The organism is Kitasatospora sp. NPDC087861 (genome assembly GCF_044742585.1).
Lineage (GTDB): Bacteria > Actinomycetota > Actinomycetes > Streptomycetales > Streptomycetaceae > Kitasatospora.
Genome location: NZ_JBIUUS010000011.1, coordinates 178961 through 202498 on the forward strand (window position 1 = coordinate 178961; position 23538 = coordinate 202498).

20 protein-coding genes and 3 pseudogenes are annotated in these 23538 nt (G+C 68.6%); 10 read left to right on the forward strand and 13 right to left on the reverse strand.

Annotated features, from left to right (window positions below):
• Nucleotides 1–16 precede the first annotated feature (16 nt).
• Entirely contained in the window at nucleotides 17–1255 is a 1239-nt protein-coding gene (locus ACIOJE_RS17995) for a cytochrome P450 (RefSeq protein WP_400777175.1), read from the forward strand.
• A 91-nt stretch (nucleotides 1256–1346) separates the two neighbouring features.
• On the opposite strand, the gene ACIOJE_RS18000 is transcribed toward ACIOJE_RS17995, so the two are convergent.
• Together ACIOJE_RS18000 and ACIOJE_RS18005 are read right to left on the reverse strand one after the other, a co-directional pair.
• Complete coding sequence (locus ACIOJE_RS18000; RefSeq protein ID WP_280684525.1) at nucleotides 1347–3209, reverse strand: glycoside hydrolase family 15 protein; 1863 nt, start codon at nucleotides 3207–3209, stop codon at nucleotides 1347–1349.
• A gap of 192 nt (nucleotides 3210–3401) precedes the next feature.
• Nucleotides 3402–4067, reverse strand: a complete 666-nt coding sequence (locus ACIOJE_RS18005) for a hypothetical protein (RefSeq protein WP_400777177.1) — start codon at nucleotides 4065–4067, stop codon at nucleotides 3402–3404.
• Between the two features lie 165 nt (nucleotides 4068–4232).
• Here ACIOJE_RS18005 and ACIOJE_RS18010 point away from each other — a divergent pair, with 165 nt between their 5' ends.
• Both ACIOJE_RS18010 and ACIOJE_RS18015 read left to right on the forward strand, forming a co-directional pair.
• A complete protein-coding gene (locus ACIOJE_RS18010; protein WP_400777179.1) occupies nucleotides 4233–4796 on the forward strand; it encodes a Gfo/Idh/MocA family protein in 564 nt (187 codons plus the stop codon).
• Between the two features lie 433 nt (nucleotides 4797–5229).
• Nucleotides 5230–5466 (forward strand): hypothetical protein, encoded by a 237-nt coding sequence (locus tag ACIOJE_RS18015; protein WP_280684536.1) that lies wholly within the window; start codon nucleotides 5230–5232, stop codon nucleotides 5464–5466.
• A 210-nt stretch (nucleotides 5467–5676) separates the two neighbouring features.
• Here ACIOJE_RS18015 and ACIOJE_RS18020 read toward each other — a convergent pair whose 3' ends face one another.
• The 9 genes and pseudogenes from ACIOJE_RS18020 to ACIOJE_RS18060 all read right to left on the reverse strand — a co-directional run bounded on the left by ACIOJE_RS18020 (nucleotide 5677) and on the right by ACIOJE_RS18060 (nucleotide 15100).
• Entirely contained in the window at nucleotides 5677–6372 is a 696-nt protein-coding gene (locus ACIOJE_RS18020; RefSeq protein WP_400777180.1) for a type 1 glutamine amidotransferase domain-containing protein, read from the reverse strand.
• 353 nt (nucleotides 6373–6725) lie between these two features.
• Nucleotides 6726–8156, reverse strand: a complete 1431-nt coding sequence (fumC, locus tag ACIOJE_RS18025) for a class II fumarate hydratase (protein WP_400777255.1) — start codon at nucleotides 8154–8156, stop codon at nucleotides 6726–6728.
• Nucleotides 8157–8179: 23 nt separating this feature from the next.
• Nucleotides 8180–9835, reverse strand: a complete 1656-nt coding sequence (locus ACIOJE_RS18030; protein ID WP_400777182.1) for an NAD-dependent malic enzyme — start codon at nucleotides 9833–9835, stop codon at nucleotides 8180–8182.
• Nucleotides 9836–10061: 226 nt separating this feature from the next.
• Nucleotides 10062–10925, reverse strand: coding sequence for an SDR family oxidoreductase (locus tag ACIOJE_RS18035; RefSeq protein WP_400777183.1), 864 nt, complete (start codon nucleotides 10923–10925; stop codon nucleotides 10062–10064).
• Nucleotides 10926–11542: 617 nt separating this feature from the next.
• Nucleotides 11543–12007, reverse strand: a pseudogene (locus tag ACIOJE_RS18040) (transposase); the annotation flags it as partial.
• Nucleotides 12008–12398: 391 nt separating this feature from the next.
• A complete protein-coding gene (locus ACIOJE_RS18045; protein ID WP_400777184.1) occupies nucleotides 12399–12935 on the reverse strand; it encodes a hypothetical protein in 537 nt (178 codons plus the stop codon).
• Nucleotides 12935–13540 carry an ester cyclase gene (locus tag ACIOJE_RS18050; protein ID WP_400777186.1) on the reverse strand — a complete coding sequence of 202 codons (606 nt, stop codon included), beginning with the start codon at nucleotides 13538–13540 and terminating at the stop codon, nucleotides 12935–12937. The genes ACIOJE_RS18045 and ACIOJE_RS18050 overlap by 1 nt, the downstream gene beginning before the upstream one ends.
• A 37-nt stretch (nucleotides 13541–13577) precedes the next feature.
• Nucleotides 13578–14360 carry an SDR family NAD(P)-dependent oxidoreductase gene (locus tag ACIOJE_RS18055; RefSeq protein ID WP_400777188.1) on the reverse strand — a complete coding sequence of 261 codons (783 nt, stop codon included), beginning with the start codon at nucleotides 14358–14360 and terminating at the stop codon, nucleotides 13578–13580.
• Nucleotides 14361–14374: 14 nt separating this feature from the next.
• Nucleotides 14375–15100 (reverse strand): SDR family oxidoreductase, encoded by a 726-nt coding sequence (locus tag ACIOJE_RS18060; RefSeq protein ID WP_400777190.1) that lies wholly within the window; start codon nucleotides 15098–15100, stop codon nucleotides 14375–14377.
• A gap of 101 nt (nucleotides 15101–15201) precedes the next feature.
• On the opposite strand from ACIOJE_RS18060, the gene ACIOJE_RS18065 reads away from it, so the two are divergent.
• Nucleotides 15202–16128, forward strand: coding sequence for a LysR family transcriptional regulator (locus ACIOJE_RS18065; RefSeq protein WP_400777192.1), 927 nt, complete (start codon nucleotides 15202–15204; stop codon nucleotides 16126–16128).
• A 25-nt stretch (nucleotides 16129–16153) separates the two neighbouring features.
• Nucleotides 16154–16581 (forward strand): annotated as a pseudogene (locus ACIOJE_RS18070) (IS630 family transposase); the annotation flags it as partial.
• 31 nt (nucleotides 16582–16612) lie between these two features.
• Here the strand turns inward: ACIOJE_RS18070 and ACIOJE_RS18075 are convergent.
• A complete protein-coding gene (locus ACIOJE_RS18075; protein ID WP_400777194.1) occupies nucleotides 16613–17356 on the reverse strand; it encodes an SDR family oxidoreductase in 744 nt (247 codons plus the stop codon).
• A gap of 99 nt (nucleotides 17357–17455) precedes the next feature.
• On the opposite strand from ACIOJE_RS18075, the gene ACIOJE_RS18080 reads away from it, so the two are divergent.
• The 5 genes and pseudogenes from ACIOJE_RS18080 to ACIOJE_RS18100 form a co-directional block, all read left to right on the forward strand.
• Nucleotides 17456–18358: a LysR family transcriptional regulator gene (locus ACIOJE_RS18080; RefSeq protein ID WP_400777196.1), complete on the forward strand. Its 903-nt coding sequence runs from the start codon at nucleotides 17456–17458 to the stop codon at nucleotides 18356–18358.
• Between the two features lie 27 nt (nucleotides 18359–18385).
• On the forward strand, nucleotides 18386–18793 hold the full coding sequence (locus ACIOJE_RS18085) for an integrase core domain-containing protein (protein ID WP_280684555.1): 408 nt from the start codon (nucleotides 18386–18388) through the stop codon (nucleotides 18791–18793).
• A gap of 189 nt (nucleotides 18794–18982) precedes the next feature.
• On the forward strand, nucleotides 18983–19840 hold the full coding sequence (locus tag ACIOJE_RS18090) for an alpha/beta fold hydrolase (protein WP_400777198.1): 858 nt from the start codon (nucleotides 18983–18985) through the stop codon (nucleotides 19838–19840).
• Between the two features lie 298 nt (nucleotides 19841–20138).
• On the forward strand, nucleotides 20139–20915 hold the full coding sequence (locus ACIOJE_RS18095; protein WP_280684559.1) for an SDR family oxidoreductase: 777 nt from the start codon (nucleotides 20139–20141) through the stop codon (nucleotides 20913–20915).
• A 287-nt stretch (nucleotides 20916–21202) separates the two neighbouring features.
• Nucleotides 21203–21670, forward strand: a pseudogene (locus ACIOJE_RS18100) (transposase); the annotation flags it as partial.
• A 373-nt stretch (nucleotides 21671–22043) separates the two neighbouring features.
• Here ACIOJE_RS18100 and ACIOJE_RS18105 read toward each other — a convergent pair.
• Nucleotides 22044–23432, reverse strand: a complete 1389-nt coding sequence (locus ACIOJE_RS18105; protein WP_400777200.1) for an FAD-dependent oxidoreductase — start codon at nucleotides 23430–23432, stop codon at nucleotides 22044–22046.
• Nucleotides 23433–23538 lie beyond the last annotated feature (106 nt).

Genomic DNA, 23538 nt, shown 5'->3' on the forward strand with positions numbered 1-23538 from the left:
TGGAAGGACCCACACCATGACGTCGGTCGCGCTCCTGCGCCAGATCACCGACTACGCGAATCGCGCCGACCCCTACCCCCTGTACGCCGAGCTGCGCAAGACCCCGGTGGTGCGGGACGAGACAGGGGTCTACCTGGTCAGCACGTACTGGGAGATCCACCACCTGCTGCACGATCCCCGGGTCAGCTCCGACGTCCGCAATCTCAGCCCCGAGGTGGCCGGCGCCGTCGGACAGGTCGAGGACCCGAACCTGCCGCCCAGTTTCCTGCGGCTCGACCCGCCCGAGCACGACCGGCTGCGTCGGCTGGCGATGCGTCCGTTCGGGCCGCCGCACACCCCGCGGCGGGTCTACGAGATGCGCGGCGAGCTCGGCGAGATCGTGTCCGGCCTCATCGACGGCTTCCGGGACAGGGGACAGATCGACCTGGTGGACGACTTCTCCTACCCCTTCCCCGTCACGGTGATCTGCCGGCTGCTCGGCGTCCCCCATGAGGACGAGAGTCGCTTCCACGGCTGGGCCGACACGATCGCCAGCGGTCTCGACCCCGGCCACGGCACGGAGGAGGAGCGCGAGGCGAAGCAGCAGGCGATCCGGCAGGCCCGGGTCGACCTCGCCGGCTACCTGGCCGGCCTGATCGAGGAGCGCCGCCGCTCGCCCCGCGACGACATGCTGTCCGCCCTGGCGACCGGCCACGGACCGGACGGCCAGATGTCGCCGGTGGACATGGTCATCACCTCGACCCTGCTGCTGATCGCCGGCCACGAGACCACGGTCAACCTGATCACCAACGGCATGCTCACCCTGCTGCGCAACCCGGACGTCCTCCAGCGGCTGCGGGAGGACCCGGACCTGGTGGTCCCGCTGGTGGAGGAACTGCTGCGCTTCGAGCCGCCCGTGCAGTTCATTCCGCACCGCACCCCGCTGAGCGACATCGAGGTCGCGGGGACGATCATCCCCAAGGGCGCCCCGCTGTACCTGATGCTCGCCTCCGGCAGCCGGGACCCGCAGCGGTTCCTCGACGCGGACCGCTTCATCCCCGACCGGCCCGACAACCAGCACCTGGGCTTCGGCAGCGGCCTGCACAACTGCTTCGGCGCGCCGCTCGCCCGGCTGGAGGCGCAGATCGCGCTGACCGAGCTCACCCGCCGGCTCGACAACCTGCGGCTGGTCGAGGACCCGCCGCCGTACCGCCAGAACGCGGTCCTGCGGGGGCCCCGGCACCTGGCCGTCGCCTTCGACGGGCTCAAGCAGTAGACCGGCCGGGGGAGGACCACCCAGGCAGTTCGCCACCCCGGGCTCGGCCCGTCGCTCGTCGGGGTGGCGGGCCGAGCCCGTCCGGGCACGGTCAGTAGCCCTGCTGCTGGTCGAGGGCCTTGTCCAGGGCCTCGTCGAGGGTGGTGGCGGCCATGATCAGCGAGAGATGGGTGAACGCCTGCGGGAAGTTGCCCAGCTGCTCGCCGCTGGGACCGATCTCCTCGGCGAAGAGGCCGACGTGGTTCGCGTAGGTCTGCATCTTCTCGAAGGCGTAGCGGGCCGGCCGCAGGTGCCCGGCGCGGGCGAGGGCGTCGACGTAGAGGAAGGTGCAGAGGCTGAAGGTGCCCTCCGAGCCGTGCAGACCGTCGGGGGAGGCCACGGGGTCGTAGCGGTAGACGAGACTGTCGGACACCAGCGTGCGCTCCATCGCACGGAGCGTCTTCAACCAGCTCTCCGTCCGGGGAGACATGAACCTGACCCTGGGGATGAGCAGCAACGAGGCGTCCAGGACGTCACTCCCGTAGGACTGCGTGAGGGCCTGTTCCCTCTCGTTCCAGCCGCGCTCCATCACCTGTTCGAGGACGGCGTCGCGCGCGGCGGTCCAGCGGACGGTGTCGGCGGGGCGGCTGAAGTCGGCCGCCAGGCGCAGGCCCTGGTCGAAGGCCACCCAGGACATCACCCGGCTGAAGGTGAAGTCCTTGCGTCCGCCGCGGGTCTCCCAGACGCCCTCGTCGGGACGGTCCCAGGAGTCGGCGAGCCAGTCGAGCGTACGGGCCAGGTTCTTCCAGCCGTGGTAGCCGGCCCGCAGGCCGATCTCCCGGCTCTCCGCGAGGGCGTAGAGCGCCTCGCCGTAGATGTCGAGCTGGAGCTGGTCGGCGGCGGCGTTCCCGGCCCGTACCGGGTGGGAGCCGCGGTAGCCCTCGAAGTGTTCGAGGATCTCCTCGGTGAGTTCCGGGTCCCCGTCGACCCGGTACATGATCTGGAGGGGTTCTCTCGCGATGCCGTCCATGCCGTCCGTACCGCGCAGGCGGTCGCCCAGCCGCTCGCCCAGCCAGTGGGTGAACTGCTCGGCCTCCTCGACGAATCCGAGGTCGAGCAGCGCCCGGACGGACAGCGAGCCGTCGCGGACCCAGGTGTAGCGGTAGTCCCAGTTGCGTTCCCCGCCGACCTGCTCGGGCAGTCCCATGGTGGCGGCGGCGACCGGGGCGCCGGTGGGGGCGTAGGTGAGCAGCTTGAGGGTGATGGCGGACCTGTTCACCGCGCCGGGCCACCGGCCGCGGTAGCGGGAACCGCGTACCCAGCGCTGCCAGAAGTCCACGGCCGCCCACAGCTGCTCGGTCACGCCGTCGGGGGTCGGCGGAGGCGGGAGGGGGCCGTCCGGGCCGCAGACGGTCAGGACGGCGGCGGCGTGCTCGCCCGCGGTGAGGGTGATCTCCCCCCGGACGTCCCGGGCCTCGGCGCCGTCCGGGCGCAGTGGCACGGTGCTCCGCAGGTACGCGGTGATGCCGGGCGCCCGGAAGGCCGCGGTGTCGTCGCGCAGGTCGAGCTCATGGCCGGCCCGGCCGTAGTCGAAGCGCGGCCTGCACTCCAGGGTGAAGCGCACCGTGCCGCGTACGGCCCGCGCCCCGCGGACCAGCACGTGCCGGTCGGTGGGTGTGCCCGTCCGGTCCGGTGGCATGAAGTCGAAGACCTCGCCGACCCCGTCGGGCGACATGAACCGTGTCACCAGGACCGCGGTGTCCGGGTAGTAGAGCTGCTTGCAGGTGGTGGACTCCTCTTCGGGGGCGAGGCGGAAGTAACCGCCGCGGTCGTGGTCCAGCAGGGCCGCGAAGACACTGGGCGAGTCGAACCGGGGGGCCGCGAACCAGTCGACGACTCCCCGGGAGGAGACCAGAGCGGCGGTCTGGAGGTCGCCGACAAGGCCGTGCTCGGCGATGGGAGGGTACCGGTCCATGATCATCAGACCTTTCTGGCGCTCTTCCTCCACTGTCCGCCCGGTCCCACGGGTTCGCGAAGGGGCCGGGCGCCGAGGGCTGCCGCACCATGCGCGTCGCAGCAGCGCGCGGCGGGAAGTGTCAGGCAAGCCCTGGCGCCGGAGGAGCCTCCCCCGGGAACCGGTTGCCCGGGAAGGTCATGACCGCGTGTTTCAGTACCGCTGAGCCTGGACCACGCGCGGTACGAGCGCCTTGTCCCGGTCCATCGTGGTGAACGCCGTGGGAGTCGCCTTGCCACCCGGCGCGACGCTCTTCGCCCCCAGAAAGACGGTGTCCACCGGCTTGCCGGTCTCGTCGAGGAACTCGACCTTGATCGCGTACGACGCGGTCGAACGCGTGCTGTTCACCATGGTCACAGTCGCGGCGTTGAAGCCCGCCGACCGCGCCTTGGGCAGACCGGTGATCGTGACGTCCCCCATCGCGTTGCCCGCACCCTCCGTCTTCGACAGAACGGACTGCGCCTCGGCCCGGCCGGCCGCCAGCTGTGCCGAGACCGACGCCTCGAACGAGGCTGCCGCCGCAGACTGGGACGCCGCCGCCGAGGAGGCCGCGGCCGATGCCGCAGACGCGGCCGCCGAAGCCGATTCCAGCAGCGAAGCCTTGGCCGAGGCGACCGGGGACGGCAGCTGGCCCGAGAAGGAGTTCACATCAGGAGAGAACGGACGCGACGACGCCGACGACGATGTGGTCGACGACGAGCCGCATCCGGCGGCCATCAGCACCGTGCAACCGAGCGCGACAGCGCCCAGCCCGACCCGCTGACACACGGTCGACATCGGCGCCCGATTTCTCCCGCCGGCAAAACGCGACATGACCATCCGCCTCCACCTCACGGCCGGACCACAAACCGCCCGGACCTGCTGCCCACAATCGTCGGCCCGGCCCCGCGAACCCGCCAGCGGGCCTGCGACGAACAGGTGCCCGCCGCCGGGCTCACGTACCGGCAAACCGGTCGGCACCTGCAGAGCGAGTGTCCGAATAGGGTGGGTGCGCCCGATGACCGCGCGCACCGCAGGGGACCCGATGAGTTCGACCGCTCCGATGCCCCACTCCCCGTCGGCGTCATCGGTCTGGGTGACATCGCCCAGAAGGCGTACCTGCCGGTCCTCGCCGCGCTCCCCGGCCTCGACCTGCGCCTGATGACCCGTGACCGGGCCAAGCTCGACCGGCTCGGCGAGACCTACCGCGTCGCGGCCGAGCACCGCTTCACCGACCTGGGCGGGCTGATCGACAGCGGCATCCGCGTCGCCTTCGTGCACGCCGCCACCGACCAGCACGTCCCGATCGTCGAGCAGCTGTTGACGGCCGGCGTCGACGTCTACGTCGACAAGCCGCTCGACTACACCGTCGACGGCGCCCGCCGGCTCGTCGACCTGGCCGGCCGCACCGGCCGCTCCCTGATGGTCGGTTTCAACCGCCGGTTCGCGCCCGGGTACGTCCAGGCCAAGGAACGCCCGCGCGACCTGATCGTCCTGCAGAAGGACCGCGAGGGGCCGGCCGAAGCCGCCCACACCCTGGTCTTCGACGACTTCGTCCAGGCCGTTTAGACACCCCCAGACATGGCTTTGACCTGCTGGGATGTCTCGGATGATGCAGGATGGAAGCCATGAGAAGCCTCCAGACGGTGCACGACAGCCGCCATCAGCGGTGGGGCATCTTCGCCTAGACGAGCGGCCCGCTCCCGACGCACAACCGGTCATGCGGTAACCAACCCGCGCATATCAGGCTGACCGCGCGTCGTCGCCAGGACACGCACCCCACCCGGACCCCCGCCAGACCCCAGCCCACCACGCCGGGGGCGGGTCACCCCTGCACCGCTTGACGAAACGCCCTGCATATCGCCGGTCCGACGGGTCGCGGCGCCGACCCCGCACCCGACAGCACTGTCACCCGAATGGCGTAACGTGACGTGCCACCCACATGGATGAAGATCAAGCTGATTAGTGCCCCAACTGAGGCAATCCGTGAAAGGGGAACCAAATGCGCATTCGACGAATCCTCGCCGCCGTCATCGCCACGGCAGCCTTCGCCGGACTCGGCCTCACCGGCGCCGCCACCGCCGCCACCGCCGCCACCACCACCGTCACCGCCACCGCACAGGGTGCCCCACACTACGTCACCCCTAATCAGTGCAAGCAGGGCGGCGGAACGCCCGCGATCAACGAGCCGGGCAACCTCTGCAAGGGCGGTACGTACGACGGGCAGCCGGTCGACTAACCCCCCCCAAAAAAAAGGCGCTCCGCAGCCACGCGCCGCGGGGCGCTCCCGCGCGAGCGGAGCCGGGAGGGTCGCAGGGACTGTGCCGACCCGTCGGGCACGCCAGGTCCGAGTCGGCCCGGAAGCACGCGGCGGGCGGGCGCTCCCGAACGCGCGGAAGGCTGCGTCGGTCGTGCGTGCTGGCGCGCGGCGACGCGATCGGTGCCGTGCCTACGAGAGGCTTTTGAGCATGATCGTGGCCAGGGGGCCAGAGGACGCCGGATTCTGCCCGGTGTACAGGTTGCGGTCAACCATCGTGTATGACTCCCACATCGGGCCGCGCGAGTAGTCTGTGGGAAGGTTTCTGACCTCGTCCTCCATGAGCCACTTGGCCTTGTCGGCGAAGCCGACGCCCGCCTCCTCGTCGTTCGTGAAGCCGGTGACGCGGTAGTTGGCAAACGGTGTGTCACCCTTTTCGTCCCGGGTGGCGAGCAGTGCCGCCGGGGCGTGGCAGACGAGGCCGAGTGGTTTGCCGGACGCGAGGGCTCTCCTCAGCAGCAGCCCGGAATCAGCATCGCACCAGAGGTCCTCCATGGGGCCGTGACCTCCTGGGTAGTAGACCGCGTCGTAGTCATGGAGGTCCACGTCCTCGATCGGGATGGCGTGGCGAAGCTGCTCGGCCTCTTCGATGATGCCTTCCTGTTCGACGGATGCATCTTCTCCCCCTGTGAAGCGGGGGCGCAGGCTCATGGTGTCGCAGACGGGTACGACACCGCCTGGGGTGGCGATGGTGACCTCGTGGCCGGCTCCGGTGAACACTCTGTACGGACTTGCGAACTCCTCAGCCCAGTACCCGGTGGGGTGTCGGTGACCGTCCTTGAGCGTCCAGTAGCTTGCTCCGGTCATCACGAAAAGGATCTTGGCCATGAGAGCACGCCTTTGAAGGTCGGAGGAATCTGATGCCAGCGAGAGCGGTTCAGGTCGCGATCCGGAGGGACTCGGCCGCGGAGTTGGTCAAGAGTAGGTGGGATCAGTGATGAGGTGGCGGCAGGCATGGTCTTCCAGCAGGAGCACGGGGCGTCGAGAACTCCGTGATCCTGGAAGTCTGTGCTTGCCTCATGTGCGGGCTGACTCACCCACCGCAGACCGTGGCTGATCGCACGATCTGTCACTTTGCCGGAGCCCTGTCCCGCCCACAGCGACCGCGGTGCTGAAACGACGAGGTCAAAATCCTCCGGAGACCCCGGAACAGTTCAGCCTCCACCCGGGGCACGCTGGAATCAGGCACCGGAAGGGCCCTGGCCAACCATGGAGAGCGGATCGACAATGGAGTCGAATGTTTTCTCGTCGACGTGACCGCTTGCCAGAGCGGCCTCTTTCAGCGTCTGGTCATTGGCCAGCGCGGACTCGGCGATGTGTGCGGCGTTCTGGTAGCCGATGACAGGGCTTAGCGCCGTGACCAACATCAGGCTCTCGTTCACGTACTGCGCGATTTTTTCCTTGTTGAGCTTCGTGTCATTGACGGAGAACGTCCGGAACTTCTGCATCCCGTCGGCGAGGATGCGCGCGGAGTGGAGGAAGTTTTTAATGATCACCGGGCGCATCGCGTTCAGCTCGAAGTTGCCCTGACTGCCGGCGAAGGCCACCGTGGAGTCGTTGCCGAGTACCTGAATCGCGATCATCACGATGGCTTCGCACTGGGTCGGATTGACCTTGCCGGGCATGATCGAGGAGCCGGGCTCGTTCTGGGGAAGCAGCAGTTCGGCGAGCCCGGTGCGCGGACCCGAGGCCAGCCATCGCATGTCGTTGGCGATCTTCATCAAGGCCACGGCAAGTCCGCGCAGTGCCCCGTGCGCCCGTACCATCGGGTCCAGCGACCCCTGTGCCATGAACTTGTTCTCGGCCGTGACAAACGGTTTGCCGGTTAGCTCGGCAATCTGCGCTGCTACGTCACGGCTGAATCCCTTGGGCGCGTTCAGTCCCGTGCCGACGGCCGTTCCGCCTAGGGCCAGTTCGAGCAGGCCATGGCGACCGTGCTCGATCTCCGCGATGCAGGCGCGCAATTGCGCGGCATAACCGGACCACTCCTGCCCGACCGTAAGCGGTACTGCATCCTCGAGGTGCGTACGGCCGATCTTGACGACCTCGGCCCACTCCTCGGCCTTTGCCTCGATGGAAGCGGCAAGCTCACGGGCCTGGGGAAGGAGATGGTCGTCGACCTCCTGCACGGAGGCAATGTGCATGGCAGTCGGAAAACTGTCGTTGCTGGACTGCCCCATGTTGACGTCATCGTTCGGGGCAACCGGCTGTTGGGTCCCGAGCGTGCCGCCGAGCAGATACGACGCACGGTTGGAGATGACCTCGTTGACGTTCATGTTGCTCTGGGTGCCGGACCCCGTCTGCCACACGAAGAGGGGAAAGTGCTCGTCAAGCTCTCCCGCGATGGTCTCCTCCGCGGCCCGCACGATGGCCAGCTTCTTCCACTCGGGCAACCGCCCGGCGCTGGCGTTGACAAGTGCTGCCGCTTTCTTCACGTAGCCGTAGGCGTGGTAGACCTCCTTCGGCATTCGGTCATCGCCGATGGAGAAGTGGATGAGCGACCGCTGCGTCTGTGCCCCCCAGTACCGGTCTGCCGGCACCTCGACCGTGCCCATGCTGTCGAATTCCGGTCGCTTTCCGCTGGCCTGGATCCTGATCGGCAGGTCTTTCATCGCGGGAGTCGACTGGTTGTCGCTCATCGCCGGTCCTCCGGATCGCTCGTGGGGTAGACCGGCTCCCACATCGCGTCCTGGACCGCCTGAGTGAGGTTGGCGGGGGACCTCGTGGCGACACCGTCCTTCGCTGCGGCGCGGGCGACGGCGAGCGCGACCGTCGCGGACGAGGCCCTGAGGTTTGAGACCGGCGGCAGGAGTGATGCCCCAGGCCGTGACACATCGACCTGGCTTGCCACCGCTTCGGCGGCAGCGAGCAGCATGTTGTCCGTCACGTGGCGGGCACCGGACACGATCGTGCCGAGGCCGAGTCCGGGGTAGAGGAGGGCGTTGTTGGCCTGCCCGATCTCGTAGGAGACGCCGTTGTACTCCACCGGTTCGACGGGGATGCCGACTGCGACCAGAGCCCTGCCCTCGGACCAGGGCAACGCGTCCGACGGCATGACCTCGATGCGACTCGTCGGGTTGGACAGCGGCAGGAGGATGGGGCGCTCGACGCCGGCGGCCAGCGCCCTCACGACCTCCTCAGTGAACGCGTTGTGAGCGGTAGAAGTACCGATGAGGATGGTTGGCTTTACGTGCTTGACGGTGGTGAGCAGATCGATCTCACCGTCAGACCACTCGCTGACCTCGGACTTCGGCCGTGCATACACCTGCTGATAGTCAGGCAGGTCCTGCATGTCGTCGGTCACCAAGCCGTCGATGTCCACGAGCCAGATGTTGCTCTTCGCCTGTTCGGGCGATGCGCCGTCACGCAACATGGCTGCGTAGATCTGGTCGGCCATACCGGTCCCAGCGGTTCCTGCGCCGAAGACCACTAGGCGCTGCTCGCACCAGCGTCCCCCAGTCACCTTCAGGGCCGAGAAGACCGATGCCATGACGATCGCGCCGGTGCCCTGCATGTCGTCGTTGAAGATCCGATACTTGTCGGCGTTTTCCACTAGGATCCTCCGGGCGTTCGACGGCCCGAAGTCTTCAAAGTGCAGGAGCGCGTTCGGGAACAACTCGGACGCTGTCTTGAGGTAGAGAGCGATGAAGTCGTCGTACCGCTTTCCGGTCACCCGTGCGTGCCGGTTTCCCAGATAGGAGGGGCTGTTGAGCAACTGCTCGTTATCTGTCCCCACGTCAAGGTTGACGGCGATGACCCGGTTCGGGTGGATGCCAGCCGCGGCGGTGTAGACGGCAAGCTTGCCGATGGAGATGTCGGCCCCGTTGACGCCCCAGTCCCCGATACCCAAAATCTCCTGGGCGTCGGATACCACGACCAGATCGACGTCGTCCGCACCAAGGCCGAGCGACTCGAACGAAGCTCTCACGTCCTCAGGACGGTCGATCGATAGGTACACCGCGCGCGAGTCGCGGTAGTCGACGGACCACTTCTCGATCGCTTCGCCGACGGTGGGGTCGTAGACCACGGGCAGCAACTCGTGCAGGTGGTCGGCGAGCAACTTGAAGTACAGCACCTGATTGCGGTCGTGGACCTCATTGAGGTAGATGTACTTGTGCAGGTCGGAAGGCTGCTGCTGGAGCTGTGTATAGGCCCGGTCGGCCTGCTCATCGAGACTCTCGACAGCTGCTGGCAGTCGCCCGGTGATCCCAAGTCTCGCCCGCTCCTCCAGGGTGTACGCGGTGCCGCGATTGCGATAGCGATCCTGCAGCACGGTCGGCTTGACAGGCATTGATGTCCTTTCGGCGTTTCGTGAGTGTTGTGCGCTCGTGGCAGTGCATGGCTCGGAGTGTGACAGCCCGGTCCACCGTTGGTCTTCACGAAATGACTGCTGTTGCTTTCCACAACCCGGCCGTCCTCGGGCACGAGCACTCTTGCAGCAAGGGAGGACGGGCGGTGCGCGACCGCCGGTGCAACTCAGGAACCTCTTCTGCCCGCGGTCACCTGCGGAGCGGGGGTCACCCGGCGACAGGAGTCTCCGGCCTCATCTCGTAGGAATGCCGGATGGCCGGGTGTCGGGTCCCAAGGCCGTCCGTGATCTTGCGCTCCCACGGAACCTCCTGAAGATGCTTGGTCTCATCAAGTATCGACTTGGGCTCCAAATTGCGGTAACTGTCTACTTCGCCGGCAGCGACGGCCGTCAACGTCGCGTAGACCGCTTCGGGGTCGAACTGCGCGCGGGGGAAGGAGAGCTTGGAGTAGTCAAAGAGCCGCTGGGACGGGTCATCGTCCCAGCTCTCCCAGGTCTGGAACATGCGGTCGTTGAACCCGGTCAAGAAGGGGCCAGGGTTGACCGTGGCGACTTCGATGTTGTGCTCCTGCAGCTCGTAGGCCATAGTCTCGGCGATCGCCTCGACTGCGTGCTTGGAGGCGGAGTAGATGCCGGTGAACGGGTTGACGTTCAGGCCCTCCCTCGAAGAAACCCAGACGATGCGGCCTGCCCCGCGCTTGACCATCTGCTTGGCGATCCCCTGAGTGAGGACCAGGGGCCCGGTGACGTTGACCTCGAACTGGTGCCGAATGTTCGACTCGGGAATGTCAACAGTGGAGCCGCCTTCGCCGACTCCGGCGTTGTTTACGAGGATTTCCACACCCCAGTTGAGAGTCTTGCGACGGTCACCGTCGTTCGTGACGTCGAGCTTCTCGACCTGAAGCTCTACCCCGCGCTCGGCTGCCTGCCACTTCAGTGTTTGCACCTGGGCGTAGATCTCCACCCCCGCAATCACGTCGAAGCCCTTCTCCGCCAGGCGCATAGCGGCTTCGAACCCGAAGCCGGTGCCCGCTCCCGTGATAAGGACCTTCCTGAGTTCCGCATTCGCCATGCCGAGTGCATCCTTTCATGGTGTTGGTCCCGCAGTCGTCGGCGCTTTGACCGTTCACTGAGAGTCGGCTGAGGCACGCTGAAACGCTGGCTGGCGTGCGCGAGGACGCTCCCTCTCGGGGTGGCAGGCGAAGCATTCTGGCCGGGAGTGTTGCACGATTATGATCGACGCATTCCGCTGGGGGCGGCAATCCAAGTAGGCCAATCGGGTATTGGCAGCGCGGGAGGGGGCAATGCTCAAGAGCTCATAGCGGTGCGCACCGTAATTGATGATTTCTACTCATAACCCGGACGGGCTCGAAAAAGTGACGGATCGTCTGATCGGTCACCGTCTGCGGCGGGTTGGTCGACCCGGACGTAAGGCAGGCATGGACTTCCAAGATCGTGGAGTTTTTTCGCCCCGTGAGCCCGCTGGAAGACCGTTCCGATCATGATCCGGACGCGACCTGAAGTTATGCCTAGCCTCCGTGTTTCAGTTGGGCTGGCCTGAGCGGGGTTGATGACATTGCGGAGTCTCCTCGGCTGCGTGTGGGTCCTGGGCATGCCGAGGGGCCGACGCGGTGGCCGGTGTCTCCAGGAGTCCTCGGTTCGTGGGCGGGTAGGGGCCGGTGTCTTGGTTCAGGTGGCGGGCCTGGGCAGGGTCTGCAGTCGCGTGAAGGCGGTTGTCAGGTCGTGGCGCCAGGGCCAGGTGGCGGCGATCCGCAGGTGCAGGCGGCGGGCGCCGCGGGTGATGCGTGCGGCGGCGTGCAGCAGTCGGTAGCGGAGCTTCTTCGGTTCGGCGGTGGCCAACTCGCCGTCCAGGAGGAGTGTCTGGGTCCAGGCGATGAGGTCGATGGCTGCCAGTGAGAGTTCCAGCCAGGCTGCGTTGATCTGGAAGTGGCGGGAGGGGAAGCGGCTGAATCCGGTGGTCTTGCCGCAGCGGATGCGGTCTTCGATGCGGGCGTGCGCGCGGTGGCGGACCTCCAGTATTTGTAGGGAGCCCTGGCCGCAGGGGGTGTCGGTGAGGAGGGCCTGGTGGCGCATGCCCTCGTCGAGGTCGAACAGGGAGAGCTGGGCGCGGCGATCGCTTGGCCGCCGTCGGCGAGCATCACCGCCAGATCGACCGCGATCCGTCTCGGGTCGTGCCCGGTGCCGCGAGGACGCAGTCGCCGCAGGGCCTCGCCGAAGGCGTGCGTGAGGCCGGTGGCCTCGGCGAGATCCGCCAGCAAGCGGGATCCGGCATGGCCGACCACTCCGCGACCGTCGGTGGAGACGACGAGCCTGGGACGCGACCCAGTCGTGTGCACGTAGAAAGGTGCCTTCCCGCTGGGCTGACAGAGACCTTCGACAAGCCTCATCTTCCCAGCGTGGAAGGCACTTTCGTGCTCCCGTTCGTGATCCTGGATACAGCCGCACGCGAAACGCGCAGGTGAGGAACAGCGCACGGTCGGCGTGCGGCCCGGCAACGGATACCGAACAGAGACCCGACGCCACCTCAATTTACCGAGGCCGAACAGGAGCGCGGCCGGCGGTCCGCGTCGCGAGGACGGCCGGCAGTACGGCGCAGAGGGGCGCACAGGGCCCCGAGCGCCGGGCTGGTGCGCAGTCGGCCGGCGTCCATCAGCAGACCGCCGGTGGCGGAGCCGGCGGCGATGCCGAGGTTGAACGCCGCGATGTTGAGGGTGGCCGCCAGTGTGCTGGCCGGACCGGCGATCGCGACGACCCGGGCCTGCAGCGCGGGGACCAGCGCGAAACCGGCCGCGCCCCAGGAGGCGAGCAGAACGATCGTCAGCGCCCGGTTCGGGCCGGCCTGTGCCACCCCCGCGAGAACGAGCGCGAGGAGCAGCAGGATCACCGGGAGCAGCGGCCCGCCGACGGCGACTCCGGCGGCGTAGCCGGTGACCAGCAGCCCGGCCGTCGGCACCGGGACCGAGAGCGCGGTGGCCAACGTGGGGAGCAGGCCGACCACCACGAACTCGGTAGTGCCGATGGCGAAGGCCGCCGCCGCGAGGGCGTACAGGACGGCGGGCATCAGTTGTTGACGCCGAGCTGGCTCATCAGGGTCTGGTTGTCCTCGATGTGCCAGTCCTCGATGATCTTGTCGGTGCCGACGTGCTGGATGTCGATGGCGTTGAAGTCGACGTTCTGGCCCTTGCCCTGGACGCCGTTGAAGGTGCCGGTGAAGTGGCCGTGGAAGACCATCCGGGCGGTGATCTTGTCGCCGGTGACCAGCACGTCGGACAGCTCGCAGGTCAGGTCCGGCACGGCGGTGCGGAAGTTCTTCGAGGCGAAGACCGGGCCTGCGGGGCCCTGCGGGCGGCCGGCGGGCAGCGTGTTGTCCTTGAACTGGGGGCTGATGGCGGCGTCCAGGTACTTCTGCTGCCCGGTGTTCCAGAAGGTGTAGAGCTGCTGGGCCAGGTGCACCTCCTGCGCGGCCCGGCGCTGGCCGATCGAGTGGTCGACGGTCAGCGACTCGGGCTGGACCAGGTCGGGGGAGCGGTCGATCAGGCGCTGCGGCCAGGCGTGCGTGGAGCGGGTGCCGTCGTCGTGGGCGGAGGCGACCGCGACGGTGCCGCCGGCCAGAGCGGCGACCGAGGCGGCGACGGCGACGGCGCGGATCAGGGTACGGGAACGCATGAGAGTACTCCTAGGAAGAGAAGGTGATGGCGGTGTGTCAGAGCTGGCGCAGGGCGCCGCCGTCGACGGCCCACTCCGCGCCGGTGATCTGGCGGGCGAGGGGGGAGAGCAGGTACGTGATGACGCGGGCGACGTCTTCCGGGGCGCCCAACCGTGCCGTGGGCAGCCGCCGGACCTCGCGCACGAAGTGGTCGATCGCGGCGTCCGGCTCCAGGCCGAACTGGGCGCCGAGCTGCTCGGCGAACCCACCGGGGGCATCCCACAGCCGGGTCCGGGTCGGGCCCGGCGAGACCACGTTGGAGCGCACACCGTGCGGGCCGAACTCGACCGCGAGTGTCTTGGAGACCGAGAGCAGGGCGGTCTTCGCTGCCGCGTAGTCCACCAGCGGGACGTCGGGCAGCCGGGCGGCCTCGCTGGTGACGTGGACGAGGGAGCCGCCGCGCTCCAGCAGCGCGGGCAGGGCGGCCCTGGTCATCCGCACGCAGGAGTGGAAGTTGAGGTCGAAGGTCCGATGCCACTGCTCGTCGGCGACGTCGAGGAAACCGGTCCGGGCCTGCAGTCCACCCACGTTGTTGACCACGCCGTCGAGCCGCCCGTGCCGGGCCAGCACCTCGCCCACCACGCGCTCGGCGGCACCTGGGAGGGTCAGGTCGGCGGCCAGGCCCGTTGTGCGTGGCCCCGATCCGTCGATGCCCTCCGGGTGGCGGGCCACGCCGACGACGGTGGCGCCCTCGGCGTCGAGCAGCCGTGCCGTGGCCGCGCCGATCCCCGCGGAGGCTCCGGTGACGAGGAAGACCTTGTCGTGCAGGTGAAGATCCATCAGTTCGCCTCCCGTCAGGCGAGCCGGCCGCCGCCGTCGACGTGCAGCACGGTGCCGGTGACGTAGGGGTTGTCGATGGCGTAGAGGACGGCCTTGATCAGGTCGTCCGGGGTGCCGACCCGACGGGCGGGGTTGCGTTCGGCGATGGTGCGCAGGAAGTCCTCCTTGCCGGCGCCGAGTCCGTCCCAGGAGCCGGTGTCGACGATGCCGGGGGAGACGGCGTTGACGCGCACCGGGGCGATCTCCACCGCGAGGGCCTGGACCAGGAAGGCCAGCGCGCCGTTGGTGGTGGCCATCACGGTCCGGGCGGGGGCGGGACGCCAGGCGGCCACGCCGGAGAAGAAGGTGAACGAGCCGCCCTCGCGCACCTGGCCGGCCAGGTGCTTGGCGAGCAGCAGCGGGCCGATCACCTTGGCCGCGAAAGCGCGCTGCACGTCGGCGAGTTCGAGTTCGGCCAGCGGGCCGTTGGCGGGCATCGCGGCGGTCGAGACCAGGTGGTCGAACCGGCCGACCCGCTTGGCGAGGGCAGCGATCGAGGCCTCGTCGGCCAGGTCGACCGGGACCACCTCGGCCGGGCCGGCCAGCTCGCCGGCGGTCCATTCGAGCTTGCGCGGGTCGGGCCCGGCGAGGACCAGGTCGGCGCCGGCCGCCGAGGCGGTCTGGGCCAGCAGCCGGCCGGTGCGTGAACCGGCGCCGACGACGACCAGGCGCTGTCCGGCGAGATCCGCAGAGGTTGTCATGTCGAACTCCCAAGGAGAGGTAGTGGGCTTGTCCCGACCCTCTCCCGACCTCGACTGATGAGTCCAAGGCTTGTTTTCTCTCAGCACGATAAAATCTGTTCATGGCAACGCTGAGGCAGCTCGAATACCTGGTCACCGTGGTCGACACCGGCTCGTTCACACAGGCGGCCGAGTTGCTGCACGTGACACAGCCGGCCCTGTCCCACCAGATCCGGGCGCTGGAGAGCTCGCTCGGCGGCCCGCTGCTGGAACGCCTGCCGCGCGCGATCCGGCCCACCCCGATGGGCCGCGCGGTGCTGCCGCACGCCCGGGCCGCACTCGCCGAGAGCGAGCGCCTGCACACCGCCGCGCGGCGGGCGGCCGGACTGGAGGGCGGCGAACTGGAGGTCGCCACCGTCTACTCGGTCAGCCTGGGCATCCTGCCGCCCGTCCTACGCGCCTGGCGCCGACAGCACCCGGGCGTGCGGATCCGGCTGCGCGAATTCGCGCACGCCGACCAACTGCAGGCCGCGATGGCAGCAGGACAGGCCGACCTCGCCATCGGCCCGACCCCGGCCGACTGGGAGGGACCGATCCGCGACCTGGGCATCGAGGAGTTCGTCATCGTGCTGCCCAACGACGACCCGCTCGCGAGCCAACCGCCGGGACCGTTGGCACTGGCCATGCTGGCCGACCGCGCCTGGGTGCGCTACGCCCCCGGCAACGGGCTCGCCGACCTGCTCGACCAAGCCTGCCGCCAGGCGGGCTTCACCCCCACGACCGCCGTCCACGCCGAGCAGACCTCGGCCGCACCACTGCTCGCCGCCGCCGGACTCGGACCGGCCCTGGTCCCGGCCAACATCGTCCCCCTGGACTTCGACGGCCTGCTGCGCCTGCCGGACCCGCCGGTCCGCCGCACCCTCACCGCCTACACCCGCACCCGGCCGGACCCGCTGACCACCACGTTCGCGGACCTGCTCGCCCGTCAGGCCTGCGTCGTCCCCACCCACATCCAGGCACTCGCCACAGCACAGAACTCCACCCCGTAACGCCGACGCAGCACCGGGGCGACCGAAGTCCACCGATCCCGAGTACGACGCCAAGCTCGACCGGATCGAGCACGTCCTGGAACACTTCCCGGACCGCACGTTCGCGTTCGACGAGTTCGGGCCGCTCGGCATCCGGCCCACCGCCGGGTCGTGCTGGGCCGAGCAAGGCCAGCCCGAGCGGCATCCCGCGACCTATCACCGCACCCACGGGGTGCGTTACTTTCACGGCACCCGATCGAGGCCCACTTCGGACCGCTGCGGCAGTTCACCATCGCCAACTCGAACCACCCCAACCACACGACTCAGACCCGGGCCCTGCACGCCTACCTGTGCTGGCGCAACGCCAATGCCCGCCACCGCGACGTCCTGACCGCCGAACGCAAGGAACGCGCCTGCATCCGCAGCGAGAAGAGCGTCCGCTGGGGCGGACGCCCCCTCGCCACCGCGGCCTGAACGACCCGGCGAACCTATGCGGTCAGAGCACCTAGAGTTGCGAAGCCCCTCCGTCGACAGGGAACTCCGCTCCCGTCGAGAAGGTCGCACCGAACGCCAAGTACGCCACCGCGGCGGCCACTTCCTCGGACGCCCCCAGCCGCTGCATCGGGATCGTGCTCCGGTAGGTGTCCTTCATCATCTCGACGACGTCGGCAGGCAAGGAGCGGTCCAGGATGCCCGTGTCGATCGGCCCGGGGCTCACGGCATTGACGCGCACCTTGCGCGGCAGCAGCTCACGGGCCAGGGTGCGCGTCATCGACCGCAGGGCTGCCTTGCTCGCCGAGTAGACACTGAGCGCGTCCAGGCCCAGGACGTTCACCACCGACGTGGTGAGGACCACGCCGCTTCCCTCGCGCAACAGCGGCGCCAACGCCTGCACCGTGAAGTACGGGCCCTTGGCGTTGACGCCGAACAGCGCGTCGTACATCTCCTCCGTCGTCGAGTCGAACGGCGCGGACGCAGTGACACCGGCGTTGACGAACAGCGCGTCCACCACGCCGAACCGCTCCTGGACCGTGCCGGCCAGCGCCCTGATGTCCGTCAGGGACGCGGCATCGCTGCGGACGGCGATCGCCTTGTCCCCCAACTGCTCCAGCGCGGCGTCCAGGGTGGATCGGGTACGGCCGGTGATCAGTACGTGCGCCCCACCGTCCGCGAACAACCGGGCCGTAACCAGGCCAATACCGCTGCCCCCGCCCGTGATCACGATCTTCTTGCCGTCATAAGTGGTCATGCCCTCAAGTCAAATATCCACCCGCACACCCTGTCCAAGACCTGTTCCGCATGCCGTCATGTCCCAGGCGCATGACGGCGCGCGACGTACCCTGGGCGAATGGACCTCGACCTGCGACTCGTGCGCTACTTCACGATCGTGGCGGAGTACGGCAACTTCGGCCGGGCCGCCACCAGGCTCCACCTGGCGCAGCCGTCACTGAGCCGTCAGATCCAGCGACTGGAGGCTCAGCTCGGCGTCCGGCTATTCGACCGCTCGCCGCAAGGCAGCAGCCTCACCGACGCCGGCCAGGCCTTCCTTCCCAGGGCCCGGATACTGCTCCAAGAGGCCGAGCAAGCCGCTCACACGGCCAGAGCCGCCGTCCATCCCCCTACCATCACCGTCGGCTGCGCCGAAGGACTGGTCATCACCGTCTGTGTGCAGGAACTGCGCCGCCGGCACCCTGACGGCCAGGTCCGCACCAGGCACCTCGACTGGCGGGACACGCGCGCCCTCGCCGAGGGGCGGGTCGACGCCCTCGTCGCGTACAGGCCCCTGCCCTTGCCCACGGACGGCTTCCGGGTGACCAGACTCCACGAGGAGTCGCGGGTACTGGTCACGTCGGCACGTCATCATCTGGCGAACGAGAAAACCGTCAGCCTGCGGGCTCTGTCGGACGAGGAACTGGTCGGCTGCGTCAGCACTCCGGTCCTCTGGAGCACGCCCAAGCCCGTCGGCAACCGCCCAGCACCACCCCCGCCCGCGATCGACGACAGCTTTGAGGACAAGCTGGAACTCATCGCCACCGGCCACTGTGTCGCGATCTTCCCGGCCAGCGATCGACGCGCTGCTGTGCGCGAGGACATCGCCCTGGTGCCCGTCATCGACATCGATCCTTGCGAGGTCGTGCTCGTCACGCGCGCTGACGACCCCAACCCGTTGCTCGGATCGCTGGAAGACGTCGCACGTACATTGCTCGGCACAGCCTCCCGACGGGAGAACGACGAGCTGCCGGTCAACTGAACCCATTGCCTCTGCGAGGTGTTCGAGATGGCTGTCGCCGCGCTGCACAGCCAGCGGGGCTGTCGACCGCTCCCGGTCGGGATGGGGCCGACTCCACCGATTTCCGACTCGGTCCGTCAGCCGTACATCGCCACGCGGTACGGACGCAAGGGCGCCACCGAGAGGTTGGTCGAGGTCGGCGCTTCGGCATCCGTCGGGTCCGTCGCGGACTCGTACGACAACGCGATGGCCGAGGCCCTGAACGGCACGTTCAAGGCCGAACTGATCGAACATCAGGGGCCGTGGCGGGACTTCGACGAGGTCGAGCGGGCCGTCTTCCAGTGGGTCGCGTGGTACAACAGCGAGCGCCTCCACTCCGCCCTCGGCTACATGCCGCCCGACGAGTACGAGCAGGCGTACTGGACGGGACTGGAGCAACACCCGCAAGTCGCTTGATCACACGATCGCGGACTCCACGAAAGTCGGGGCAGTTCAGTCCTGGTCGAGGGTGCTCGGGAAGGTGGGAGGACTCCGGGCCGCTGGGGTGCGTTCACTCGGATGGCCCGTACACGGAGACGAGCCGACTGGTGTCCTCGACTCTGGAATCCCGGGCGTCGTCTGACGCCTTCGCGCAGAAGGAGTGGCATGCGAATATCCTGGAAGTCGCGCCGCGACTTGAACATCGTTCGTTGGGGTGCGGCATTTCTGGCGGTATCGGGAACCGCCTCCGTCCTGGCGGCCGTCATGGCGCAGTCCGGTGGTCCGAGTGGTGATCCCGGCGGGGAGAAGCCCACCATCGTGCTCGTACACGGTGCCTTCACCGACGCGTCGAGCTGGAACGGCGTCGCGGAACGGCTCCAGAAGAACGGCTACCGGGTGGCCGCACCGGCCAACCCCCTCCGCGGCATTCCCCAGGACTCGACCTACCTCGCGAGTTTCCTGGAGTCCGTCAAGGGACCGATCGTCCTGGTTGGTCATTCCTATGGCGGAGAGGTGATCTCGCAGGCTGCCGTCGGAAACGACAACGTCAAGGCCCTCGTGTACATCAACGCGATCATGCCCGATGTGGATGAGTCGTCCTCCAGCCTCTCGGCGAATTTTGCTCCCCCTGAACTCACCAAGGCTTTGAAGCAGGTGCCCTTCCGAAATGGCGACGGCACTACCGGCACGGACGCGTATATACAGCCGGACAGACTGCACCTGGTCTTCGCCGAGGACCTGCCCACGAGTCGGACCGACATTCTGGCAGTCACACAGCGTCCGATCGCGCTGTCGGCGTTCACGGACAAGCTCACCGGCGCGGCATGGCGAAACAAGCCCGTTTACGCCCTTGTCGGCAAGCAGGACCGGGCGATCAATCCGAGTCTGGAGCGATTCGAAGCAAAGCGGGCGAATGCCCGCAAGACGGTTGAGATCGACTCCTCGCACGTGTCCCTCCTCTCCCAGCCGGAGGCGGTCAAAAACCTGATCGTCGACGCCGCCGAGGACTACATGCGGAAATAGCGCCCCCGAACCAGTCCGCGGCGTCAAGACCTCGGCGGCGGGAGGCCAGAGCCGTCTGTGTGAGCCGCTTCGCTCACTGAGCTCATCCTCCTGGGCCCGCACCTCCTGCGCCGCCGCGGATTCCAGCCGTTCGCCGTGTCCCTCGCGCGCTGACGGCTGCCGCGCCGGGTGCCGACCGCAACCTCGGACCAGTTGCACCGTACGGCTGCATCCATCGGGCGGTATGACCGTAATGCCGGCCCTCCGCGCAGGCGGCCGCGGTCCCCCTTGAGTCGTCCCCTTTCGGAAGGTGTGCCGCATGTCCACGGAAACCCTTGCCAAGCCCCTGACCGGCCGCGTGGCGGTCGTCACCGGAGCCTCCAGCGGCATCGGTGAGGCCTCGGCCGAACATCTGGCGGGGCTGGGCGCACGCGTCGCCGTTCTGGCGCGGCGCGCGGACCGGCTGAACGAGCTGGTCTCCCGGATCGAGAAGAGCGGCGGCACCGCCCTGGCGATCGCTGTCGACGTGACCGATGCCGCGGCCGTGCGGTCGGCCGCCGGCCGGGTGGCGGCCGAGCTGGGCGGCGCCGACCTGCTGTTCAACAACGCGGGCGTGATGCTGCCCGCCCCGATCGAGGAGCTGGCCACCGACCAGTGGCAGCGTCAGATCGACCTCAACATCACCGGACTGATGAACGTCATCGGCGGGTTCACCCCGCAGTTGGTCAAGGCCGCCGGAGAGCGAGGCGTGGCCGACCTGATCAACACCTCGTCGATCGCGGCGCAGAACATCTTCCCGAACTTCGCCGTGTACTCCGGCACCAAGGCGTACGTCACCCACCTCTCGCGTCATCTGCGTGTCGAGCTGGGCGCCAAGAACGTGCGGGTGTCGGCGATCGAGCCGGGCATCGTCGAGACCGAGCTGCAGAACCACGTCACCGATGACGGTGCGCTTCAGTGGCTGGAGGGCTCCAAGGAGACGATGGAGTGGCTCACGCCGCAGGACATCGCCGAAACCGTCGGCTTCATCGCCACGCTGCCACCGCGCGTGAATCTCCAGCAGGTCACCATCATGCCGACCCGCCAGCCCAACTAACCCTCCCGGCACCCCTGTTGGGCCCGCCCGCGGCACGGGCGGGCCCAACAGGGTCCAGCGTCGACGTGCGAGCACGCATCCGCCCGCTCCTCGAAGTCCACCCCGACCAGCGCCTGGCCGACGTCGTGCGGACCTTCGCCAGACACGCCGGCGAGCACCTACCCGGCAACCTCACCGTGACCGTCGACTGCGGGCGACTATGGCAGCACGGCGCCGTGGGGACCGGATTCCGCGGCCACGCCATGTTGTGGCTCAGCGACTTCTTCAAGGACTGGCTCCACACGCTCATCCATGACCTGTTGCGCTGGCAGGTGCGTGAGAGCCGGGGACGATTAGCCGACCCGAGCCTGGTGGTGCTCGACACCCAGAGCCTGCACGCCGCCGCCGGGGTACCTGCGGCCACGACCGGACGGGACGCCGCCAAGAAGGTGCCGTGCCGCAAGCGGGGGCTGGCTGTTGACGTGCTGGGCCTGGTGATCGCCGTGGTGGTGCTGGCCGCTTCCACGCACGACAACGCCTTTGGCGCCGCGTTGCTGGACAAGGTCGCCGCCGGGACCTCCAGGGTGACGAAGGCGTTGGTGGACCAGGGGTTCAAGAAGACCGTGGCCGACCACGGCGCCGGCCTTGGCATCGCGGTGGAGATTGTCGAGCGCAACCCGGTCGACCGCGGCTTCGTCCCGCAGCCGATCCGCTGGAGGGTGGAGCAGACCAACGGGATCTTGATGCTGCACCGCAGGCTGGTCCGCGACTACGACGTCCCCGACGGTGGCAATCGTCTCGCCGAGAGACTCCCCCCCGGGCACCCAGAAGGTCGTCATCGGCCGGATGAAGAAGGACGCCGGGGACATGGCGGACAGCCTGCCCATCAGCTGGCTCCTCGAATACCTCGGGACCTGACACGGCCCTTCCGGCACAGCGGCGCGGCGGATCCCAGCGTTGAGATGGGGTCCGCCGCGCCGCTGGGCTGCGGTGGGAGCGGGGTTCATAGGCGCCATCCGGAAAGCTGTCGCATCGTCTGTCGGACCGATGTGGGGCGGCGGAGGATCGAGCCTGTCGTGGGGGCGAATTCGCCTCGGGCCCGGGTCGTCCGGGCGGCGCCTGCCGGGGCTGTTCTGGTGCACGGTGCGGTCAGGGGTTGGCGCCGGGGCAGGTGCAGGTCGCTTGGTGGCGGGGGATGGACGGCAGCGAGGCGAGTTGGGCGAGGGCGCGGGGTGTGGCGAGGGTGGCGGGTGAGTCGAGCATCTGCATGGTGCGGACGAATCGCAGGTACAGGCCCTGGTGGTGGGGCAGTCGGGCGGTGACGGCGCCCATGAAGCCGGTGGCGATCCGGCTCGACAGCGGCATCGCGGTGTCCTGCCAGGCCCGGTCGGTGGAGGTGCTCACCAACCACGGGCTGCGGACGAGGGCGGCGGCGCCGCGTTGGAAGGTGGGGCCGAGGCGGTCCGGCTCCCCTCGCCGGGCGTGGCGGGTGAGCAGGGCGTCGAGGAGCTTGCTCTGCAGGGCGGCCACCGTCATGCCCTGGCCGTAGACGGGGTTGAAGGCGCAGACGGAGTCGCCCAGGGCGATGAGGCGGCTGGGCCAGTTGGGGACGCGGTGGTAGCGGTGCCAGCGGTTGGCGGTGGTGTGGGTGCGGTGGATGGGGCCGGCGGGTGTGCCTTCGTCGATGATCCTGGCGAAGTCGGGGTTGCGCAGCCCGGCGGCGTAGGCGCGGAAGCCGTCATCGTCGGTGGGCGGGGTGTGACCGGCGGCTCCGAGCAGGCCGAGCAGCCATCGGTCCGGTGCGATGCGCACGACGACGCCTCCACGAGGGGAGACAGGGGCGATGGTGGGTTGGTAGGAGGCACACCAGTCCCGGTCCGGATCGGTCTGCACGGTGTAGAGGCGGGAGGCGTAACAGGCCTGCCCGTCGACCGTGAGGGTGGCGGGGAGGCGGTAGCCGGCCTGGGCGAGCCACTGGGGGAGTCGGCTGCCTCGGCCGGTGGCATCGACGACGAGGCTGGCTGGGATGAGCTGTTCGTCGCTGTCCGGTCGTTCGGGTGCGCGAGGGTGAGCGGCAACCGTAACGGTGTCGTCGCTGCGGTTGAGCAGCAGCCGGTCGACGCGCAGTCCGTGCTGGAGGGTGACGTTGTCCAGGGCGGTGACGCGTTCGCGGATGGCGTGTTCCAGCAGGGCGCGGGGCAGGAGTTGCACGTCGATTCCGACGGGGGTGCGCGGTGCCCAGCCGGTGGGGAAGAGGATCTTCGTGCCTTCGGCGAAGTCGATCACCGGGCAGCCATGGGCGAGGAGTTCGGTGCGCAGGCCGGGGAAGAACTCCTCCAGCTGCGTAGCGCCGCGGGCCAGCAGAGCGTGGGGGTGGTGGGACTGGGGGACGCCCGGGCGAGCTCCGGTGCCGGGTGGGATGTCCTGCTCCAGAACGGTGACGCGGCGGAAGTGTCCGGACAGGACGCGGGCGGCGAGCAGGCCCGCGTAGCCGCCGCCGACGACTACGGCGTTGTCCCGGAGGGCTGTTCGAGCCATCGTGTCCTCCGCAGGCAGGGGCTGGCATCACGGTAGTGCGGGACTGGACGGTGAATCATCACTTTGCGGAACCTGGCCGGAAGGCTGCGGGCCCGCTCGGTCGCGC

Coding starts and splice junctions, on each gene's coding strand:
- ACIOJE_RS17995 (WP_400777175.1), top strand. CDS start 17: ATGACGTCGGTCGCGCTCCTGCGCCAGATCACCGACTACGCGAATCGC.
- ACIOJE_RS18000 (WP_280684525.1), bottom strand. CDS start 3,209: ATGGACCGGTACCCTCCCATCGCCGAGCACGGCCTTGTCGGCGACCTC.
- ACIOJE_RS18005 (WP_400777177.1), bottom strand. CDS start 4,067: ATGGTCATGTCGCGTTTTGCCGGCGGGAGAAATCGGGCGCCGATGTCG.
- ACIOJE_RS18015 (WP_280684536.1), top strand. CDS start 5,230: ATGCGCATTCGACGAATCCTCGCCGCCGTCATCGCCACGGCAGCCTTC.
- ACIOJE_RS18020 (WP_400777180.1), bottom strand. CDS start 6,372: ATGGCCAAGATCCTTTTCGTGATGACCGGAGCAAGCTACTGGACGCTC.
- fumC (WP_400777255.1), bottom strand. CDS start 8,156: ATGAAAGACCTGCCGATCAGGATCCAGGCCAGCGGAAAGCGACCGGAA.
- ACIOJE_RS18030 (WP_400777182.1), bottom strand. CDS start 9,835: ATGCCTGTCAAGCCGACCGTGCTGCAGGATCGCTATCGCAATCGCGGC.
- ACIOJE_RS18035 (WP_400777183.1), bottom strand. CDS start 10,925: ATGGCGAATGCGGAACTCAGGAAGGTCCTTATCACGGGAGCGGGCACC.
- ACIOJE_RS18045 (WP_400777184.1), bottom strand. CDS start 12,935: ATGCCCGCCGTCCTGTACGCCCTCGCGGCGGCGGCCTTCGCCATCGGC.
- ACIOJE_RS18050 (WP_400777186.1), bottom strand. CDS start 13,540: ATGCGTTCCCGTACCCTGATCCGCGCCGTCGCCGTCGCCGCCTCGGTC.
- ACIOJE_RS18055 (WP_400777188.1), bottom strand. CDS start 14,360: ATGGATCTTCACCTGCACGACAAGGTCTTCCTCGTCACCGGAGCCTCC.
- ACIOJE_RS18060 (WP_400777190.1), bottom strand. CDS start 15,100: ATGACAACCTCTGCGGATCTCGCCGGACAGCGCCTGGTCGTCGTCGGC.
- ACIOJE_RS18065 (WP_400777192.1), top strand. CDS start 15,202: ATGGCAACGCTGAGGCAGCTCGAATACCTGGTCACCGTGGTCGACACC.
- ACIOJE_RS18075 (WP_400777194.1), bottom strand. CDS start 17,356: ATGACCACTTATGACGGCAAGAAGATCGTGATCACGGGCGGGGGCAGC.
- ACIOJE_RS18080 (WP_400777196.1), top strand. CDS start 17,456: ATGGACCTCGACCTGCGACTCGTGCGCTACTTCACGATCGTGGCGGAG.
- ACIOJE_RS18085 (WP_280684555.1), top strand. CDS start 18,386: ATGGCTGTCGCCGCGCTGCACAGCCAGCGGGGCTGTCGACCGCTCCCG.
- ACIOJE_RS18090 (WP_400777198.1), top strand. CDS start 18,983: ATGCGAATATCCTGGAAGTCGCGCCGCGACTTGAACATCGTTCGTTGG.
- ACIOJE_RS18095 (WP_280684559.1), top strand. CDS start 20,139: ATGTCCACGGAAACCCTTGCCAAGCCCCTGACCGGCCGCGTGGCGGTC.
- ACIOJE_RS18105 (WP_400777200.1), bottom strand. CDS start 23,432: ATGGCTCGAACAGCCCTCCGGGACAACGCCGTAGTCGTCGGCGGCGGC.